Annotated in this window: 15 protein-coding genes; 12 read left to right on the top strand and 3 right to left on the bottom strand. The window is 72.3% G+C overall.

Annotation, left to right across the window (positions count from 1 at the left end):
- The first annotated feature begins 18 nt into the window (after positions 1-18).
- The 5 genes from fdh to ACFKCF_RS34955 are packed head-to-tail and all read left to right on the top strand — an operon-like array spanning position 19 to position 5,684.
- On the top strand, positions 19-3,246 hold the full coding sequence (fdh, locus tag ACFKCF_RS34975) for a formate dehydrogenase (RefSeq protein ID WP_394499558.1): 3,228 nt from the start codon (positions 19-21) through the stop codon (positions 3,244-3,246).
- Entirely contained in the window at positions 3,246-4,043 is a 798-nt protein-coding gene (locus tag ACFKCF_RS34970; RefSeq protein WP_394499556.1) for a 4Fe-4S dicluster domain-containing protein, read from the top strand. The genes fdh and ACFKCF_RS34970 overlap by 1 nt, the downstream gene beginning before the upstream one ends.
- Positions 4,040-5,029, top strand: a complete 990-nt coding sequence (gene nrfD / locus ACFKCF_RS34965; protein ID WP_394499555.1) for an NrfD/PsrC family molybdoenzyme membrane anchor subunit — start codon at positions 4,040-4,042, stop codon at positions 5,027-5,029. Before ACFKCF_RS34970 ends, nrfD begins: the two co-directional genes overlap by 4 nt.
- Positions 5,026-5,151 (top strand): hypothetical protein, encoded by a 126-nt coding sequence (locus tag ACFKCF_RS34960; protein WP_394499554.1) that lies wholly within the window; start codon positions 5,026-5,028, stop codon positions 5,149-5,151. The genes nrfD and ACFKCF_RS34960 overlap by 4 nt, the downstream gene beginning before the upstream one ends.
- The gene (locus ACFKCF_RS34955; protein WP_394499553.1) at positions 5,148-5,684 is read left to right on the top strand and encodes an NUDIX hydrolase family protein; all 537 of its coding nucleotides are present in this window, start codon (positions 5,148-5,150) and stop codon (positions 5,682-5,684) included. Before ACFKCF_RS34960 ends, ACFKCF_RS34955 begins: the two co-directional genes overlap by 4 nt.
- Positions 5,685-5,712: 28 nt before the next feature.
- On the opposite strand, the gene ACFKCF_RS34950 is transcribed toward ACFKCF_RS34955, so the two are convergent.
- The 3 genes from ACFKCF_RS34950 to ACFKCF_RS34940 are packed head-to-tail and all read right to left on the bottom strand — an operon-like array spanning position 5,713 to position 9,179.
- Positions 5,713-7,293, bottom strand: coding sequence for an arylsulfatase (locus tag ACFKCF_RS34950; protein ID WP_394499552.1), 1,581 nt, complete (start codon positions 7,291-7,293; stop codon positions 5,713-5,715).
- A 58-nt stretch (positions 7,294-7,351) separates the two neighbouring features.
- Positions 7,352-8,239 (bottom strand): sulfotransferase family protein, encoded by an 888-nt coding sequence (locus ACFKCF_RS34945; protein WP_394499551.1) that lies wholly within the window; start codon positions 8,237-8,239, stop codon positions 7,352-7,354.
- 55 nt (positions 8,240-8,294) lie between these two features.
- Positions 8,295-9,179: a MurR/RpiR family transcriptional regulator gene (locus ACFKCF_RS34940; RefSeq protein WP_394499550.1), complete on the bottom strand. Its 885-nt coding sequence runs from the start codon at positions 9,177-9,179 to the stop codon at positions 8,295-8,297.
- 84 nt (positions 9,180-9,263) lie between these two features.
- Here ACFKCF_RS34940 and ACFKCF_RS34935 point away from each other — a divergent pair, with 84 nt between their 5' ends.
- Genes ACFKCF_RS34935 through ACFKCF_RS34905 form a run of 7 tightly spaced genes read left to right on the top strand, consistent with a single transcriptional unit; the run spans position 9,264 to position 16,840 of the window.
- Positions 9,264-10,814, top strand: a complete 1,551-nt coding sequence (locus ACFKCF_RS34935; RefSeq protein WP_394499549.1) for an ABC transporter substrate-binding protein — start codon at positions 9,264-9,266, stop codon at positions 10,812-10,814.
- Between the two features lie 8 nt (positions 10,815-10,822).
- Positions 10,823-11,767 carry an ABC transporter permease gene (locus ACFKCF_RS34930; RefSeq protein WP_394499548.1) on the top strand — a complete coding sequence of 315 codons (945 nt, stop codon included), beginning with the start codon at positions 10,823-10,825 and terminating at the stop codon, positions 11,765-11,767.
- Entirely contained in the window at positions 11,764-12,576 is an 813-nt protein-coding gene (locus ACFKCF_RS34925) for an ABC transporter permease (RefSeq protein ID WP_394499547.1), read from the top strand. The genes ACFKCF_RS34930 and ACFKCF_RS34925 overlap by 4 nt, the downstream gene beginning before the upstream one ends.
- On the top strand, positions 12,573-13,736 hold the full coding sequence (locus tag ACFKCF_RS34920; protein WP_394499546.1) for an anhydro-N-acetylmuramic acid kinase: 1,164 nt from the start codon (positions 12,573-12,575) through the stop codon (positions 13,734-13,736). Before ACFKCF_RS34925 ends, ACFKCF_RS34920 begins: the two co-directional genes overlap by 4 nt.
- The gene (locus ACFKCF_RS34915) at positions 13,733-14,794 is read left to right on the top strand and encodes a serine hydrolase domain-containing protein (RefSeq protein WP_394499545.1); all 1,062 of its coding nucleotides are present in this window, start codon (positions 13,733-13,735) and stop codon (positions 14,792-14,794) included. The genes ACFKCF_RS34920 and ACFKCF_RS34915 overlap by 4 nt, the downstream gene beginning before the upstream one ends.
- Positions 14,791-16,380 (top strand): ABC transporter ATP-binding protein, encoded by a 1,590-nt coding sequence (locus ACFKCF_RS34910; protein ID WP_394499544.1) that lies wholly within the window; start codon positions 14,791-14,793, stop codon positions 16,378-16,380. Before ACFKCF_RS34915 ends, ACFKCF_RS34910 begins: the two co-directional genes overlap by 4 nt.
- Positions 16,381-16,411: 31 nt before the next feature.
- The gene (locus ACFKCF_RS34905; RefSeq protein WP_394499543.1) at positions 16,412-16,840 is read left to right on the top strand and encodes a winged helix-turn-helix transcriptional regulator; all 429 of its coding nucleotides are present in this window, start codon (positions 16,412-16,414) and stop codon (positions 16,838-16,840) included.
- The last annotated feature ends 12 nt before the right edge of the window (positions 16,841-16,852 follow it).

The following is a 16,852-nucleotide window of genomic DNA, read 5'->3' as shown; positions in this document are numbered from 1 at the left end:
GGGGTTTCGGGGGGCGTCATGGACATGCGTTGGCCGCTGCTGCGGCAGCTGACCGGCGAGGACCGCAGCGGGCGGGGAGCGGCGGTGAAGTCGGCCAGGACGGCGGCGCTGCGCGCCCGCACGGCCACGGCCGACCGGGTGGTCAAGTCGATCTGCCCGTACTGCGCGGTGGGCTGCGCCCAGAACGTGTACGTACGGGATGAACGCGTCGTCCAGATCGAGGGCGACCCCGACTCCCCCATCAGCCGCGGCCGGCTGTGCCCCAAGGGCGCGGCCAGCCTCCAGCTCACCACCGCGTCCGACCGCCGGCACAAGGCGCTCCACCGCCCGCCGGGCGGCGCCGACTGGCAGGAGATCGACCTCGACACGGCGATGGACATGGTGGCCGACCGGGTCATCGCCACCAGGCGCGAGACCTGGGAGTGGGAGCGGGACGGCAAGCGCACCGCCAGGACCCTGGGCATCGCCAGCCTGGGCGGCGCGACGCTGGACAACGAGGAGAACTACCTCATCAAGAAGCTGCTGACGGCGCTCGGCGTGGTGCAGATCGAGAACCAGGCCCGCGTCTGCCACAGCTCCAGCGTGGTCGGGCTCGGCACGTCGTTCGGCCGGGGCGGGGCGACCACGTTCATGCAGGACCTGCAGCACTCCGACTGCGTGGTCATCCAGGGCTCGAACTTCGCCGAGGCGCACCCGGTCGGTTTCCAGTGGGTGATGGAGGCCAAGGCGCGCGGCGCGGTGATCATCCACGTCGATCCGCGCTTCACGCGCACGAGCGCGCTGGCCGACCTGCACGTGCCCATCCGCGCGGGCTCCGACGTGGCCTTCCTCGGCGCGATCATCAACCACGTGCTGGAGAACGACCTGTACTTCCACGAGTACGTGGTCAACTACACCAACGCGGCCACCATCCTGCGGGAGGACTACCGCGACGCCGAGGACCTCGACGGCGTGTTCTCCGGCTTCGACCCGGAGACCCGCGTCTACGACGACGAGACCTGGCAGTACGAGGGCATGACGGTCTCCCCCGCCTCCGGCCGGCGCGACAAGGACTACGAGCGGCGGGTGGGCAAGCTGCCGCCGGGCCGCTCCGAGATGCTCGGCGCCACCGGCCTGCCGATGGACGGCACGCCGCGGCGCGACGAGACGCTGCGGCATCCGCGCTGCGTCATGCAGGTGCTGCGCCGCCATTTCGCCCGCTACACGCCGGAGATGGTCGAGCGGGTGTGCGGGGTGCCGCGCGAGCTGTTCCTGCGGGTGTGCCGGCATCTGACGGACAACTCCGGCCCGGACCGGACTGCCGAGTTCGTCTACGCGGTGGGCTGGACGCAGCACAGCGACGGCTCTCAGTTCATCAGGGCCGCGAGCATCCTGCAGCTGCTGCTCGGCAACCTGGGCCGGCCCGGCGGCGGCATCCAGGCGCTGCGCGGGCACGCCAGCATCCAGGGCTCCAGCGACGTGCCCACGCTGTTCAACCTGCTGCCGGGCTACATCCCGATGCCGCACGCGCACGAGGATCTGGGCCTGCGCAAGTTCCTGCGGGCCGACTCGCCGCACCGGGGCTGCTGGGCGAACATGCCCGCGTACCTGATCAGCCTGCTCAAGGCGTGGTGGGGTGATTCCGCCCAGCCGGACAACGACTTCAGGTTCGGCTATCTGCCCAGGCTGACCGGGTCGCACAGCACGTACGACACCGTGCTGGCGCAGCTCGACGGCGTCTGCAAGGGCTACTTCCTGCTCGGCGAGAACCCCGCGGTCGGCTCGGCCAACACCCGCCTGCAGCGCCTGGGCATGGCCAAGCTCGACTGGCTGGTGGTCCGCGACTTCAACCTGATCGAGAGCGCCACCTGGTGGAAGGACGGCCCGGAGATCGAGACGGGCGAGCTGATCACCGAGGACATCGGCACCGAGGTGTTCTTCTTCCCCGCGGCCGCGCACACCGAGAAGAGCGGCACCTTCACCAACACCAACCGGCTGCTCCAGTGGCACCACCAGGCGGTCGAGCCGGCCGGCGACGCGCGCAGCGACCTGTGGTTCATGTACCACCTGGGGCGGATCATCCGGGAGAAGCTGGCGGGCTCGGCCGACCCCATGGACGCGCCGGTGCTCGAGCTCACCTGGGACTACCCGACCCAGGGCGAGCTGGCCGAGCCGTCCGCGGAGGCCGTGCTGGCCGAGATCAACGGCTGGGGCCCCGATCGGCGGCCGCTGTCCGGGGCGGGGGACCTCAAGGACGACGGCTCCACGGTGTGCGGCTGCTGGATCTACTGCGGCGTGTACGCCGGCGGCGTCAACCAGGCCGCCCGCCGCAAGCCGCACACCGAGCAGGACTGGATCGCCGCCGAATGGGCGTGGGCCTGGCCGGCGAACCGGCGGATCCTCTACAACCGGGCCTCGGCCAGGCCGGACGGAAGCCCGTGGAGCGAGCGCAAGAAGCTCGTCTGGTGGGACGCCGAGGCGGGCCGGTGGACCGGGTTCGACGTGCCGGACATCGACGAGAGAGTGGACCCGGGCTTCCGGCCGCCGGAGGACGCCCAGGGCGTGGCCGCGCTGTCGGGGACCGATCCGTTCGTCATGCAGGCCGACGGGAAGGGCTGGTTGTTCGCCCCGTCCGGGGTGGTGGACGGGCCGCTGCCGACGCACTACGAGCCGCAGGACTCGCCGGTGGCCAACCCGCTCTACGGCCGCCAGCGCAACCCGGCGCGCAAGGTCTACCCGCACGAGGACAACCGCTACCAGCCGAGCGGCGACGAGCCGGGCGCGTCGGTCTACCCGTACGTGGTGACGACCTACCGGCTGACCGAGCACTTCACGGCGGGCGGGATGAGCCGGCACACGCCGTACCTGGCGGAGCTGCAGCCGGAGATGTTCTGCGAGGTCTCGCCCGAGCTGGCCGCCGAGCGCGGGCTCGTGCACGGCGACTGGGCCACGATCATCACGGCGCGCAACGCCATCGAGGCCAGGGTCATGGTCACCGACCGGATGCCGTCGCTGCGCCTGGACGGGAAGGTGCTGCACCAGATCGGGCTGCCGTTCCACTACGGGCCCAACGGCCTGGCCAGGGGCGACGCGGCCAACGAGCTGTCGGCGATCTCGCTCGACCCCAACTCCCACATCCAGGAGGTCAAGGCCCTGGCGGCCGACATCCGGCCCGGGCGGCGGCCGCGCGGACCGGAGCTGCCGGAGCTGGTCAGGTCCTACCGCCAGCGCGCGGGCGTCGGCGCCGGCACGGGGACGGAGGCGTGATGGGCCGCGTGGGGTTCTTCACCGACACCAGCATCTGCATCGGCTGCAAGGCGTGCGAGGTGGCCTGCAAGGAGTGGAACGCCGTCCCCGAGGACGGCCTGGCCTTCACCGGCATGTCCTACGACAACACCGTGGGCCTGGGCTCCGACACCTGGCGGCACGTCGCGTTCGTCGAGCAGCGCCGGCCGCTCGGCCACCAGGAGCCCGGGGTCGGCGACATGGACTTCCGCTGGCTGATGGCCTCCGACGTGTGCAAGCACTGCACGGAGGCGGCCTGCCTGGACGTGTGCCCGACGGGCTCGCTGTTCCGCACCGAGTTCGGCACGGTCGTGGTGCAGCAGGACGTGTGCAACGGGTGCGGCTACTGCGTGCCCGCCTGCCCGTTCGGGGTGATCGGCAAGCGGGAGAGCAGCGGCCTGGCCGCCAAGTGCACCATGTGCTACGACCGGCTGGGCGACGGGCAGGAGCCCGCGTGCGCCAAGACGTGCCCGACGGACTCGATCCAGTTCGGGGACCTCGACGAGCTGCGCGAGCGGGCCGAGCGCCGGCTCGCGCAGGTGCGGGAGGCGGGGACGGCCTCCGCCCGCCTGTACGGGCACGACCCGGGCGACGGGGTGGGCGGCATGGGGGCGTTCTTCCTGCTGCTGGACGAGCCCGAGGTGTACGGCCTGCCGCCCGATCCCGTGGTGACCACCAGGGATCTGCCGTCGATGTGGCGCCACGCGGGGGTCGCGGCGCTCGCCCTGCTGGCGGGCGTGGCGGCGACGGCGCTGCCGATCTGGAGGAGGCGGGGATGACCAGTCAGACCGACGTGCGCCTGGACGGCTCGGCCGAGCTGCGCACCGAGCGCGAGGCCACACCGGGCTCCGCGGGCGACCGGCGCGAGCGGCTCAGGCCGCCGGAGGCGGGCCCGGAGAAGGGCTACGACTCCTACTACGGCCGGCCGGTGCTGAACGAGCCGACGTGGCAGGAGCACGACATCGCCGGCTACCTGTTCCTGGGCGGCCTGGCCGGCGCGTCGTCCACGCTGGCGGCCGTCGCCGAGCTCACCGGCAGGCCGCGCCTGGCCAGGGTGGGCAGGGTGGCCGCGCTGTGCGCGCTGGGCGGCTCGTTCTACTCGCTGATCCATGACCTGGGGCGGCCGGAGCGGTTCATCAACATGCTGCGGGTGTTCAAGGTGACCTCGCCGATGAGCGTCGGCACGTGGATCCTGACCGCGTACGGCCCGCAGGCCGTGTGCGCGGGGGCCGCCGACCTGACCGGGCGCCTGCCCAGGCTGGGCCGGGCCGCCACGGTCGGGGCGGGCCTGGCGGGGCCCGCGGTGGCCACCTACACCGCCGCGCTGATCTGCGACACCGCGGTGCCCGCCTGGCACGAGGGGTTCCGCGAGATGCCGTTCCTGTTCGCCGGCTCGGCCGCGGCCGCGGCGGGCGGGCTCGGGATGCTGGCCACGCCGCTGCTGGAGGCGGGACCGGCCCGCCGGGTGGCGATGCTGGGCGCGGCCGTCGAATGCGTGGCCGCCACCCGCATGGAGCGGCGGCTGGGGCCGCTGGCCGAGCCGCTCAAGCGCAGCCGGCTGCTGCGCGCGGGCGAGGCGCTGTCGCTGGCGGGCGCGCTGGCCGGGGTGACCCTCGGCCGGCGCAGCAGGATCGCGGCCATGGCGGCGGGCGCCGCCCTGCTGGCGGGCTCCGCGTGCACCCGGTTCGGGATCTTCCGCGCCGGGATGGAGTCCGCGAACGACCCCAAGTACACCGTCCAGTGGCAGCGGAGGAAGCTCGCATGAGCCGCAGAGTCATCGCCTACCTGCCGTTCTTCGGCATCGTCCTGGTCACCTGCGTAACTTCCTGGCTGGCGGGCAGGACCGATCCCGGGGGCCGGATCAGGGGACGTACGATCAGCAGATGACCGAAAAGACCGAAACCACGCCTGGATGGCTCTCGCGCGACGAACTCGAGTCGGTGCGAGGCCAGTTGCCCATCCTCTACGTCGACGCCGTGCCGGTGCGGGTGGACGACACCGGCGTGGTCACCCGCGTCGGCCTGCTGCTGCGCATCGCGTCAGACGGCACGGTCAGCCGGGCGCTGGTCTCGGGACGGGTGCTGCACCACGAGCGGATCCGTGACGCGCTCCTGCGTCACCTGGAGAAGGACTTGGGCCCCGTGGCGCTGCCCCACATCCCCGCCTCCCCTCAGCCGTTCACCGTCGCCGAGTACTTCCCCACGCCCGGCGTCACCCCCTACCACGACCCCCGCCAGCACGCCGTCTCCCTGGCCTACATCGTCCCGGTCGCGGGTGACTGCCGGCCCCGGCAGGACGCCCTGGACCTGGAGTGGTTCACCCCGGAGGACGCCGCCTCCCCGGCGGTGCAGCAGGAGATGACCGGCGGGCAGGGCGTGCTGCTCAAGCAGGCCCTCGCCCACGTCGGCTGCCTGCCCTGATCGGACGGCCCTGATCAGACGGCCCTGATCAGACGGCCCTGCTGAAGGAGAGGGAGCGTCCGCCCGCGTCGAACTCGGCGCGGGCCGTGACCCGCTTCCCGCTCCCGCCGGGGAGCGCGAAGCCGACCGAGATCGCCGTTCCCGGGTCCACGCGTGGCATCGTGCGGGCCCGCGCGCGGTTCAGGCCCAGCTCGACCTCGCGCCAGGGCACCGACGAGCCGTTGTACAGCGTCACCACGACCTGGCCGCCGGTGATCTCGGTCTTCAGCCCGTACGGGATGCGCGGGTCCGGGCCGATCGAGCCGTCCAGCAGGCTCGTCAGCTCGTCCACCAGCTCCACCCGCTCCGCCGCGAGGTCGCGGCGCTCCCCCGGGTCGGCGGCCAGGTCGTACAGCTCGATCCGGCCCTGCGGACCGGCGCCCGCGATGTGCGGCGCGAAGCGGACCAGCTTCCACCGGCCGCGGCGGATCGCCTGGGCCTTGCGGGGCCGGTTCCACACCAGGTGGTCGTGCTTGGGGGCGCCCGCGCCGGTGAGCAGGCCGCGGAAGGACAGGCCGTCGAGGTGCGCGGGCACCGGCACCCCGGCCAGGTCCGCGAGGGTCGGCAGCACGTCCCACGAGGCCACCGGCTGTTTCACCACGCGCGGCCGCAGCCCTGGCGACCAGGCGATCAGCGGCACGCGGATGCCGCCCTCGTACACGTCGCGTTTGTCCCCGCGCCAGGGCCCGTTGGAGTCGAACAGCTCCGGCGTCACGCCCTTCTCGCTGTGCGGCCCGTTGTCGCTGGTGAACAGCACGAGCGTGCGTTCGGCCACGCCGGCCGCGCGTAACTCCCGCACCAGTGTCGCCACGTCGGCGTCGAGCCGGGCCACCTGCGCGGCGTGCCGCCGGTTCGGGCCGCTCCACGGCCGCCTCTCGTAGCGCCCGGCGTCGCCGGGGATGACGCTCGGCGAGTGCGGCAGGTTGGTGGGGAAGTAGAGCAGGAACGGGTCGTCGCCGCCGCGCCGGATGAACTCGATCGCCCGCTCGCGGAACAGGTCCGGCGCGTACCGCTTGCCGTCGAGGCGCACCTTGGCGCCGTTGTGCCACAGGTACTCGGGGAAGTACTGGTGGGCGTGGGCGTGGCCGATGTAGCCGAAGAACTCCTCGAAGCCGCGCTCGTTCGGGTGTGAGGCCTGGCCCGGCTGCTCGGGGCCGAATCCCCACTTGCCGAAGCAGGCCGTGCGGTAGCCGGACAGCCGCAGCAGCTCGGCGAAGGTGAGGTCGGCGTCGGTGAGCGAGCGCTGCGGCCCGCCCTCCGGGTTCTCGCGTACGGTGCCGTGCCCCGCGTGCAGCCCGGTGAGCAGCGCGCAGCGCGACGGCGCGCAGAGCGGCGCCCCCGAGTAGGCCGTCTCGAAGCGCACGCCCTCGGCGGCCAGCCGGTCCAGGTTGGGGGTGCTGATCAGGCGCTGCCCCTGGCTGCCGATCTCGCCCCAGCCCAGGTCGTCGGCCAGGATGACGACGATGTTGGGCCGCGCGGGAAGAGCCGAGGCCGCGTGAGCAGGTTCAGGCAGGGCGAGGCCGGCGAGACTTCCGGCGAGCAGGGTGCGGCGCGAGGGCCCGTCGATCACGATCCGCAACCTATCGGAGCCAAAGGCGAACGGGAGACAAATCGCAGCCGAACTTCCGTCACCGCGTGTAGCCCCACAGGCGGCAGATCTCGCGCAGCTCGGCGGGCACCTCGTCCGCCGACGGCAGGGGGCGGCCCGCGACGACCGTCCCGGTGCGGATCTTGTCGCGCCAGTCGCCGATGCCCTTGACGAAGCCGCCGTGGTCCTTGTCGCCGTAGGTGAGCATGGCCGGCTCGAACCCCACGCCGAGGAAGAGGCAGAGCCTCCGCAGCTCGCGCTCGGGGTCGGCGACCAGGTCCTCGTAGCGCAGGGTCAGCCCGTCGAGGTGGGTGCGGGCCTCCTCCAGATACGTCATGTAGCTCAGCGTGCGCGGCACGGCCTCCTCCATGGGCCGCTTGTCCGGGTCGGCCTCGTGCCAGGACTGCACGATGGACATGGGGTGGCGCAGCAGGAAGACGAAGCGCGCGTCGGGCCAGCAGGTGGCGATGCGCCGCCAGGCGAACACGTTGCTCGGCGTCTTCTCCGCCAGCACCGGCTTGCCGCTGCGGGTCAGCTCGCGGTGGAGCAGCCGGTCCCACACGATGTGCTCGATGTCGCTGTGGGTGTGGCCGAGCGCGTCCATGGCCTGCCGTACGGGCTCGGTGCCGAGCCCGACCGTGAGCCGCCTGAAGTGCGTCTCGATGGGCGAATGCACCTGGGAGTGGCTGTTCAGCATGACCCGCAGGAGCGTGGACCCCGACCGTACGGACGACAGCAGGAAGACCGGCTCGCGCAGCAGCCGGTCGTGCGCGGGATCGGCGGGCGGCCGCACCTCGTCACCGGGCAGCCGCTGGAGCGCCAGCGGCGGCGGTGGCGGCGGCTTGGGCGGCTGCTTCCGCGGCCGCCGCGTCAACGTGTATCCCGTCAGGCCCTCCAACGTGGTGTTGGCCCGGTACCTCCAGCTCATGGCCCACCAAGGTAGAGAAGGCCCGTGAACCCCAGGTGAATCCGGGCTGTGAACCTCACCCCCGCTTGTGGACGACCCGCGCGTGCACGACCGCGTACGTGTTGCGCAGCGCCGCCATCGACTCGTCGTAGGAGGCCTGCGCGACCCCGGTGAACAGGCAGTCCACCACCATGAGCTGGGCGATGCGGCTGCCCAGCGCGCCCGAGCGGAACTTCGTCTCCCGCGCGGCCGTCGTGAGGGTCACGTCGGCGGCCCGGGCCAGCGGCGAGTCGCGGAAGTTCGTGATGGCCACGGTCGAGGCGCCCGACTTGCGGGCGATCGACAGGAACTCGACCGTGTCCACGGTGGCGCCCGTGTGGGACACCGCGACCGCCACGCAGCCGGAGTCGAGCGTGGCCGCCGACGTCCAGGCCGAGTGGGAGTCGTGCCAGTTGATCGCGGTACGGCCGATGCGCGACAGCTTCTGCTGCAGGTCGAGCCCCACGAGGGAGCTCGCGCCGACCCCGAAGCTGTCGATCCGCCGGGCCGCCAGCAGCAGCGACACGGCGGTGGCCAGCGCCTCCATGTCCAGCGAACGGGCCGTGTCGGCGATGGACAGCGTCTCGTTCATCGCCACCTTGGAGACGATGCCCTCCAGGCTGTCGTAGCGGTCGATGTCGCCGGACGCCTCCGGCAGGCTCGACGTGGTCAGCTCCTCGCGCGCCACCGCCCTGGCCAGGTCGATCCTGAGGTCCTTGTAGTGGGCGTAGCCCATGCGCTGGTAGAAGCGCACCACCGAGGTCGTCGAGGTCGCGCAGCGGGCGGCCAGCTCGGCGATGGACAGGTTGGCCGCCCGGGCGGGATCGCCGACGAACTCCTCCGCGATCCGCCGCTCCGACGGCCGCAGCGCGGGCATGGCGGCCCGGATGCGGATCAGCACGGTCCCGTCGTCCTCGGCCATCCTCACCCATCCCCGCAACGGAAAGAAAATACCCCAGTGGTAGGGTCTGCGTAATTTTATGACCGACTCCCCCCAGGAGACCACATGCCCCGTGGCGCAATCTCCGCGGTCGGCATCGCCGCTGCGCTGTCCATCGCCCTCACCAGCTGCTCGTCATCCTCGTCCTCTGGGCCCGCCCCGAGCGCCGGCGGCGCGGCCTCCGGCAAGACCCTCGTGGTCGGCGTGACCTCCGACCCGGACACGCTCTTCCCCTGGAAGGCCACCCAGTTCCAGGCCGTGAACGTGCTGCAGAACCTGTACGGGACGCTCACGGAGTTCGACAAGGACCTGAACGTGGTGCCCGGGCTGGCGGAGTCGTGGCAGACCTCGGACGACGGCAAGAAGCTCACCCTCAAGCTGAGACAGGGCGTCACCTTCGCCGACGGCAGCACGTTCGACTCCCAGGACGCGAAGTCGTCGCTGGAGAAGATCATGGACGAGAAGACGGCGGCCGTGGCCAGGGCGTCGCTGTCGTCGGTGAAGTCGGTCGAGGCGCCCGACGCGGGCACCGTGGTGCTGGAGCTGACCGGGCCCGACGCCGCGCTGCCCGCCAACCTGGCCACGGTCAACATGGCGATGCTCTCCTCCGACGACACCGAGGAGAAGCTCAACACCACGCCGAACGGCACCGGGCCGTTCAAGCTGCGCACCCGCGTGGCGAGCCAGTCGATCACGCTGGCCAGGAACGACGCGTACTGGGGCGGTGAGAAGCCGAAGGTGGCCGCGGTGGAGTTCCGGGTGATCCCGGACGAGTCGTCCATCGTCTCGGCCATGCAGTCGGGCAACGTGCAGCTCGCGGTCTTCAACGACCCGCTCGTCGCGCAGACCGCGCAGGGCGGCGGCACGCTCACCGTGACCAAGACACCGCAGCTCAACTACCACGTGCTCCAGCTCAACGCGCAGCACGGCGACCTCAAGGACGTCAACGTGCGCCTGGCGATCCAGTGCGCCATCGACCGCAAGCAGGTGCTCGACACCGCCGCGCTCGGCGAGGGCGAGGTGACCGGGCCGATCACCGCTCCCGCGTTCAAGTCGGACCCGAACAAGCGCCCCTGCCCGGCCCGCGACCTGGCCAAGGCGGCCGAGTATCTCGGCAAGGCGGGCAAGTCCGGCGGGGTGACCGTCAAGACCATCGTCTCCCAGGGCGAGTACGCGACCTCGGTCAACGAGGCCCAGAACCTCAAGGCCCAGCTCGCCGAGGCCAAGATCAACCTGGACCTGGAGGTGCTGGAGTCGGGCGCGTTCGTGGACCGCTGGGTGGCCGCCGACTTCGACGCGGCCGTGGCGCTCAACGGCGGCCGCCCCGACCCGGACGGCTCCTACGGCCGCTACTTCACCAGCAAGGGCAACCTGAACAAGGTCGCCGGCTACAGCTCGCCCGAGCTGGACAAGCTCTTCGCCGAGGGCAAGGCGACGACCGACCAGGCCGCGCGCAAGGCGATCTACGAGCAGGTCTCGGCGAAGCTGGAGGAGAACGCCCCCTGGATCTGGCTGTTCTCCGGCTACACCTACACCGCCACGGCCTCCGGCGTGCAGGGCTTCGTGCCGATGGCCAGCGGCTCGCTGCAGTACCTGCGGACCACCTCCGTCAGCTGATGAGACGCATGCGCAACCGCGTCATCAGCACGGCGGGCACCCTGTTCGGGGTGGCCGTGCTCGTGTTCGTCATGCTGCGGGCGATCCCCGGCGACCGGATCACGGCGGGGCTCGGCACCGAGGCGGCGGCGCTCACGCCCGCCCAGCGGCAGGCCCTGGAGCAGTACTACGGGCTCGACCAGCCGCTGATCACGCAGTTCTTCTCGTGGCTGGGCAACATGTTCACGGGGAACTTCGGCTACTCGGCCCGCCAGCAGCAGAGCGTGCTCGACCTGACCCTGCACTCGCTGCCGGTGACGTTCGAGCTGGCGGTGCTCTCGATCGTGCTGGCGCTGCTGATCGGGGTGCCGCTGGGCATGCTGGCGGCCTCCAGGGCCAACTCCCCGAGGGACGCCCTCGGTCAGCTGGTGAGCCTGGCGGGGCTGTCGGTCCCGGCGTTCCTGCTGGCCACGGCGCTGCTGTCGATCTTCGCGGCGTCGTTCGGGTTCAACCCCAACGGGCAGGGCTTCGCCATGCTCCTCGACGATCCGCTGCTCAACCTGCAGCAGATGTTCCTGCCGGCGCTGGTGCTCGGCTTCGGCATCGCCGCGCCGATCCTGCGCACCACCCGCACGGCGGTGCTGGAGGTGCGCTCGGACGACTTCGTCCGCACCGCCCGCGCCAAGGGCGTGCCGGAGCGGCGGCTGCAGGTCAAGCACGTGCTCGGCAACGCGCTCGTGCCGATCGTGACCATGACCGGCCTGCAGTTCGGCTACCTGCTCGGCGGCGCGGTCGTGGTGGAGCAGATCTTCTCCGTGCCGGGCGTCGGCCGGCAGGTGCTGCTGGGCATCCAGCAGAAGGAGTACGCGGTCGTGCAGAGCACGGTGCTGGTGATCGCGCTGGCGTTCGTGCTGGTCAACCTGCTGACGGACGTGCTCTACCGGGTCATCGACCCGAGGGTGAGGGCCTCGTGAGGAGGAGTCCCGCCCTGGTGGCGGGGTCGGTGATCCTCGTGCTGCTGGGGGTCGTGGCGGCGCTGGCGTACGCCGGGCTGCTTCCGTACGACCCGGTCGCGCAGCACCCGCCCGCCCGGTTCGGGGCGCCGTCCGGAGCGCACCTGTTCGGCACCGACCAGTTCGGCCGGGACGTGTTCTCCCGGGTGGCGGCCGGGGTCGGCAACTCGGCGCTCATCGCGGTCGTCGCCGTGGCGTTCGCGACCGTGGCGGGCACGCTGGGCGGGCTGGTGTCCGGCTTCTACCGCGGCGTCGCCGACGGCGCGATCGGCGGGGTCACGAACGTGCTGTTCGCGTTCCCGCCGCTGCTGCTGGCGCTGTCGCTGGCGTCGGTGCTGGACCGGAACTGGTTCACGATCGCCGTGGCCATCGCCGTCGTGTACGTGCCCATCTTCGTCCGCGTCACCCGGGGCCCGGTGCTGTCGCTCAGGGAGATCGAGTACGTGAAGGCGGCCGTCTCGACGGGCATGAGCCGCTGGCAGATCATGCTCCGGCACGTCCTGCCGAACATCACCTCGATCGTCATCGTCCAGGTCGCCCTGTCGCTGTCGTGGGCGGTGCTGACCGAGGCGTCGCTGAGCTTCCTGGGCCTGGGCACGCCGCCGCCCGCGCCGTCGCTGGGCTCGATGATCTTCGAGGCGCGCAGCCTGGTCTTCGTGGCCCCGTGGACGCTGATCGCGCCGGGCGCGCTCGTCGTGCTGCTGGTGGTGGGCCTCAACCTGCTCGGCGACGGCCTGCGTGACACTCTCGACCCGCGAGGAAGACGATGAGAATTCTTGGGATGATCTCCGGCACGTCGCACGACGGGATCGACGTGGCCGTGGTGGACTTCGAGCTCGTCGGCGGCCTGCTGGAGGGCCGGGTGGGTCACACGGCGAGCAGACCGTACCCGGCGGAGCTGCGGGCGCGGCTGATCGCGGCGCTGCCGCCGGCGCGGACGACGCTGGCCGAGGTGTGCGTGCTCGACACGCTCATCGGGCAGAGCTTCGCCGACGCCGCAGCGTCGGCGATCACGCTGGGCGGGCCCGTCGACCTGATCGTCTCGCACGGGCAGACCGTGTTCCACTGGGTGGAGGGCACGCACGCGCTCGGCACGCTGCAGATCGGCCAGCCCGCGTGGATCGCCGAGCGGACGGGCGTCCCGGTGCTGTCGGACGTGCGCGTCCGGGACATCACGGCGGGCGGGCACGGGGCGCCGCTGGTGTCGGTGCTGGACGGGCTGCTGCTGCGGGCCCACGAGGGCGGGGCGGCGGCCCTCAACCTGGGCGGCATCGCCAACATGACCGTGGTGCGCGGCGGCGAGCTGTACGCCTACGACCTCGGGCCCGCGAACGCGCTGATCGACGCGGTGGTCACGAGCAGGGGCCTGAACGAGCGGGGCTTCGACGAGGACGGCCGGATCGCGGCCTCGGGCCGGGTCGACGAGCGGCTGCTCGACGTGCTGCTGGACGAGCCGTACTACGCGCTGGCGGCCCCGAAGAGCACCGGCAAGGAGCTGTTCCACCTCGGGTACGTGGAGGCCGCCATAGCCCGGGCGGGACGCGCGCCCGGGGACGCCGACCTGGTGGCGACGCTCACCGAGCTGACCGTCCGGACGGTGGCCCGGGACGTGCGGGCCGCCGGGGTGGGCGCGCTGGTCGTCTCGGGCGGCGGCTGCCGCAACCCCGTGATCATGGACGGGCTGCGGGCCGCGCTGCCCGGCGTGGACGTGGCGCCGTCCGACGACTACGGGGCCCCGTCCGACGACAAGGAGGCCATCGCGTTCGCGCTGATCGGGTGGCTGACCGCGCACGGCCTGCCCGGCACGGCGCCGGGAGGGACGGGCGCCCGGGAGGCCCGCATCCTCGGCACGCTGACGCCCGGCGCGGGGCCGCTCGCGCTGCCGGCGCCGGTCGCCGAGCCGCCGCGCTCGCTGGCGCTGACGCGATGAGCCGCCCGGCGGGCGACGAACCGGCGGGCGCCCCCGCGGGGGTGGTCATGGCCGCGCGGACGCCGTGGTTCGACCTCACCGAGTGCGCCGGTCACCGGACCGTGCGCCGGGAGGGCGGCGAACTCGTCGGCGAGGCGCCGATGACCCTGGACACCTGCCACGACCTCGCCTCGGTCACCAAGGTCGTGGCCACCACGACGGCGCTCATCCGCCTGGTGTCCGACCGCCTGGTGGACCTGGACGCGCCGCTGAGCGCGTACCTCGCCCGCTCGTACGAGGCGATCACCGTGCGGGACCTGCTCCTGCACCGCGGCGGGCTGTGGGAGTGGTGGCCGCTCTACATCCAGCCGGAGCAGCCGCCCCCGCGTTACCGCCCCGGCCGCGCCCGCCACTACTCCGACCTCGGCTTCGTCCTGCTGGGCCGGATCGTCGAGACCGTCACCGGCCTGAGCCTGGACCAGGCCGTGACCGAGCTGGTCACCGAGCCGCTCGGCCTCGGCTCGACCGGGTACGGCCGCCCGGCGGGCCCCGAGGTGGCCATGAGCGCCCTGGACGACCGGATCGAGATGGTCATGCTCGACACCGGCCGGCCGTACCCCGTGCCGTACCGCAGCTCCGACTTCGCGCGCTGGCGGCGCGGGCCGGTGCTCGGCGAGGTCGCCGACGGCAACGCCCACCACGCCTTCGGCGGGGTCGCCGGGCACGCCGGGCTCTTCTCGACCGTGCCGGACCTGCTCGCCTACGGCCTGGCGATGTCCCGCTACCAGGACTACGACCGGCTGTGGCGGCCCGAGGTGGCCAGGGAGTTCTTCACCCCCGGCCCCGACGCCGGTCAGGCCCTGGGGTTCCGCGCGTACGAGCTGCGGCTGTGGGACGAGACCGTCACCGTGCTCGGCCACCCCGGCCACGTCGGCTGCGCGGTCGGCTTCGTGCCCGGCCGCGACATCGCCCTGGCCCTGGCGAGCAACCGCCTGCTCGTCGAGGGCGAGCCCACCCCCACCGACGCCCTCTGGGCCGGCCTGCTCCAGGCCACCACGCAACGATCGAGGACCGCATGACCCCCCTCCTGGAGATCCGTGACCTCTCGGTCGCCTTCCGCACCCGCAGGCAGGACGTCACCGTCGTCAAGGGCGTCTCGATGGAGATCCTGCCCGGCCAGACCGTCGCGGTGGTCGGCGAGTCGGGCTCCGGCAAGTCCACCACGGCCGCCGCCGTCAACCGGCTGCTGCCGGACAACGGCCGCATCACCGGCGGCCGGATCATGTTCGACGGCCGCGACCTGACCGGGCTCTCCGGACGCGAGATGACCGCGATCCGCGGCGCGGGCATCGGCCTGGTCCCCCAGGACCCCATGTCGAACCTCAACCCGCTCATGCGCGTCGGCGACCAGGTCGCCGAGGCGCTGGAGGTCCACGGCGTGGCCACCGGCAAGGCGGCCCGGGCCCGCGTGCTCGAACTGCTGGACCTCGTCGGCATCCCCGACCCGGCCCGCCGGATCGGGCAGTACCCGCACGAGTTCTCCGGCGGGATGCGGCAGCGCGCGCTGATCGCCATGGGACTGGCCTGCCGGCCGAAGCTGCTCATCGCCGACGAGCCCACCTCCGCGCTGGACGTGACCGTGCAGCGGCGCATCCTCGACCAGCTCGAACAGCTGACCGCCGAGATGGGCACGGCCGTCCTGCTCATCACGCACGACCTGGCGCTGGCCGCGGAGCGGGCCGACGTGGTGGCCGTCATGCACGACGGCCGGATCGTCGAGACCGGGCGGGCGGCGGAGATCCTCGCCGAGCCCGCGCACGAGTACACCAGGCGGCTGCTGAACGCCGTACCGAGCCTGTCGTCGGTGCGCGTAGCGGAACCGCCGCAGGAGGGCGAGGACCTGGTGGTGGTCGAGGACCTGCGCAAGGTGTTCCCGATCAGGGGCACGGGCGAGGAGCTGACCGCGGTGGACGAGGTCTCGTTCCGGATTCCGAAGGGCCGGACCGTCTCGATCGTGGGCGAGTCGGGCTCGGGCAAGTCGACCACCGCGAACCTGCTGCTCGGCCTCGACGACCTCACCTCCGGCAGCATCCGCTTCGACGGCACGGACCTGGCGGCGCTCGGCAGGCGGGAGCTGTTCGCCTTCCGGCGGCGGGTCCAGCCGGTGTTCCAGAACCCGTACGCCTCGCTCGACCCCCGCTACCCGGTCGGGAAGTCGATCGCCGAGCCGCTGCGCGTGCACCGCGTCGGCACCGCGGCCGAGCGCAGGAAGGCCGCGGCCGAGCTGCTGGAGAAGGTGTCGCTGCCCGCCTCCATGGCCGACCGGCTGCCGCACGAGCTGTCCGGCGGCCAGCGCCAGCGCGTGGCCATCGCCCGGGCGCTGGCGCTCTCGCCCGAGCTGGTCGTGCTGGACGAGGCCGTCTCGGCGCTCGACGTGCTGGTGCAGGCGCAGATCCTGGAGCTGCTCGCCGGGCTGCAGCGCGAGCTCGGGCTGAGCTACCTGTTCATCAGCCACGACCTGGCCGTCGTACGGATGATCTCGCACGAGGTGCACGTCATGCGGAACGGCCGGATCGTGGAGAGCGGCGCCGCCGAGGACGTCTTCGACCGCCCGTCCGCGGACTACACCCGCGAGCTGCTCGCGGCGATCCCTGGCAACAGGTAGGTTGGAAATCCGGACTCTCTTGGAGGTGAGCATGCCCAGGGAATGCTCGATCGCCAACGCGCTGGCGGTGGTCGGCGAGCGGTGGAGCCTGCTGGCCATGCGGGAGGTCCTTCTGGGCGTGCGCCGCTTCGACCAGATCGCCCGCAACACCGGCGCCAGCCGCGACATCCTCACCGCCAGGCTGCGCAAGCTGGAGGAGGTCGGGCTGCTGGAGCGCGAGCTGTACGAGTCGCACCCGCCGCGCTACGAGTACGTGCTGACCGACGCGGGGCGGGCGCTGCACTCGGTGCTGCTGTCGCTCATGGACTGGGGCGACCGGTACGTCACCAAGGGCGAGCCGCCGACGGTGTGGCGGCACAGCTGCGGCGAGCCGCTGGAGCCGGTCATGGTGTGCGCGCACTGCCGCGAGCCCGTGCACGTAGAGGACATGTCCGTTATACGCGTACATCAGCCGCAGTAGACCCTTCACCCG

The organism is Nonomuraea sp. JJY05 (assembly GCF_043496855.1).
In the GTDB taxonomy this organism is placed as follows: Bacteria; Actinomycetota; Actinomycetes; order Streptosporangiales; family Streptosporangiaceae; genus Nonomuraea.
Note: the sequence above shows the minus strand (reverse complement) of the source record. Positions and strands in the feature narration are given on the sequence as shown.

Bases quoted from the DNA above. Each gene is read 5' to 3' on its own strand.
- fdh (WP_394499558.1), top strand. From the start codon at position 19: ATGGACATGCGTTGGCCGCTGCTGCGGCAGCTGACCGGCGAGGACCGC.
- ACFKCF_RS34970 (WP_394499556.1), top strand. From the start codon at position 3,246: ATGGGCCGCGTGGGGTTCTTCACCGACACCAGCATCTGCATCGGCTGC.
- nrfD (WP_394499555.1), top strand. From the start codon at position 4,040: ATGACCAGTCAGACCGACGTGCGCCTGGACGGCTCGGCCGAGCTGCGC.
- ACFKCF_RS34960 (WP_394499554.1), top strand. From the start codon at position 5,026: ATGAGCCGCAGAGTCATCGCCTACCTGCCGTTCTTCGGCATCGTCCTG.
- ACFKCF_RS34955 (WP_394499553.1), top strand. From the start codon at position 5,148: ATGACCGAAAAGACCGAAACCACGCCTGGATGGCTCTCGCGCGACGAA.
- ACFKCF_RS34945 (WP_394499551.1), bottom strand. From the start codon at position 8,239: ATGAGCTGGAGGTACCGGGCCAACACCACGTTGGAGGGCCTGACGGGA.
- ACFKCF_RS34940 (WP_394499550.1), bottom strand. From the start codon at position 9,179: ATGGCCGAGGACGACGGGACCGTGCTGATCCGCATCCGGGCCGCCATG.
- ACFKCF_RS34935 (WP_394499549.1), top strand. From the start codon at position 9,264: ATGCCCCGTGGCGCAATCTCCGCGGTCGGCATCGCCGCTGCGCTGTCC.
- ACFKCF_RS34930 (WP_394499548.1), top strand. From the start codon at position 10,823: ATGCGCAACCGCGTCATCAGCACGGCGGGCACCCTGTTCGGGGTGGCC.
- ACFKCF_RS34920 (WP_394499546.1), top strand. From the start codon at position 12,573: ATGAGAATTCTTGGGATGATCTCCGGCACGTCGCACGACGGGATCGAC.
- ACFKCF_RS34915 (WP_394499545.1), top strand. From the start codon at position 13,733: ATGAGCCGCCCGGCGGGCGACGAACCGGCGGGCGCCCCCGCGGGGGTG.
- ACFKCF_RS34910 (WP_394499544.1), top strand. From the start codon at position 14,791: ATGACCCCCCTCCTGGAGATCCGTGACCTCTCGGTCGCCTTCCGCACC.
- ACFKCF_RS34905 (WP_394499543.1), top strand. From the start codon at position 16,412: ATGCCCAGGGAATGCTCGATCGCCAACGCGCTGGCGGTGGTCGGCGAG.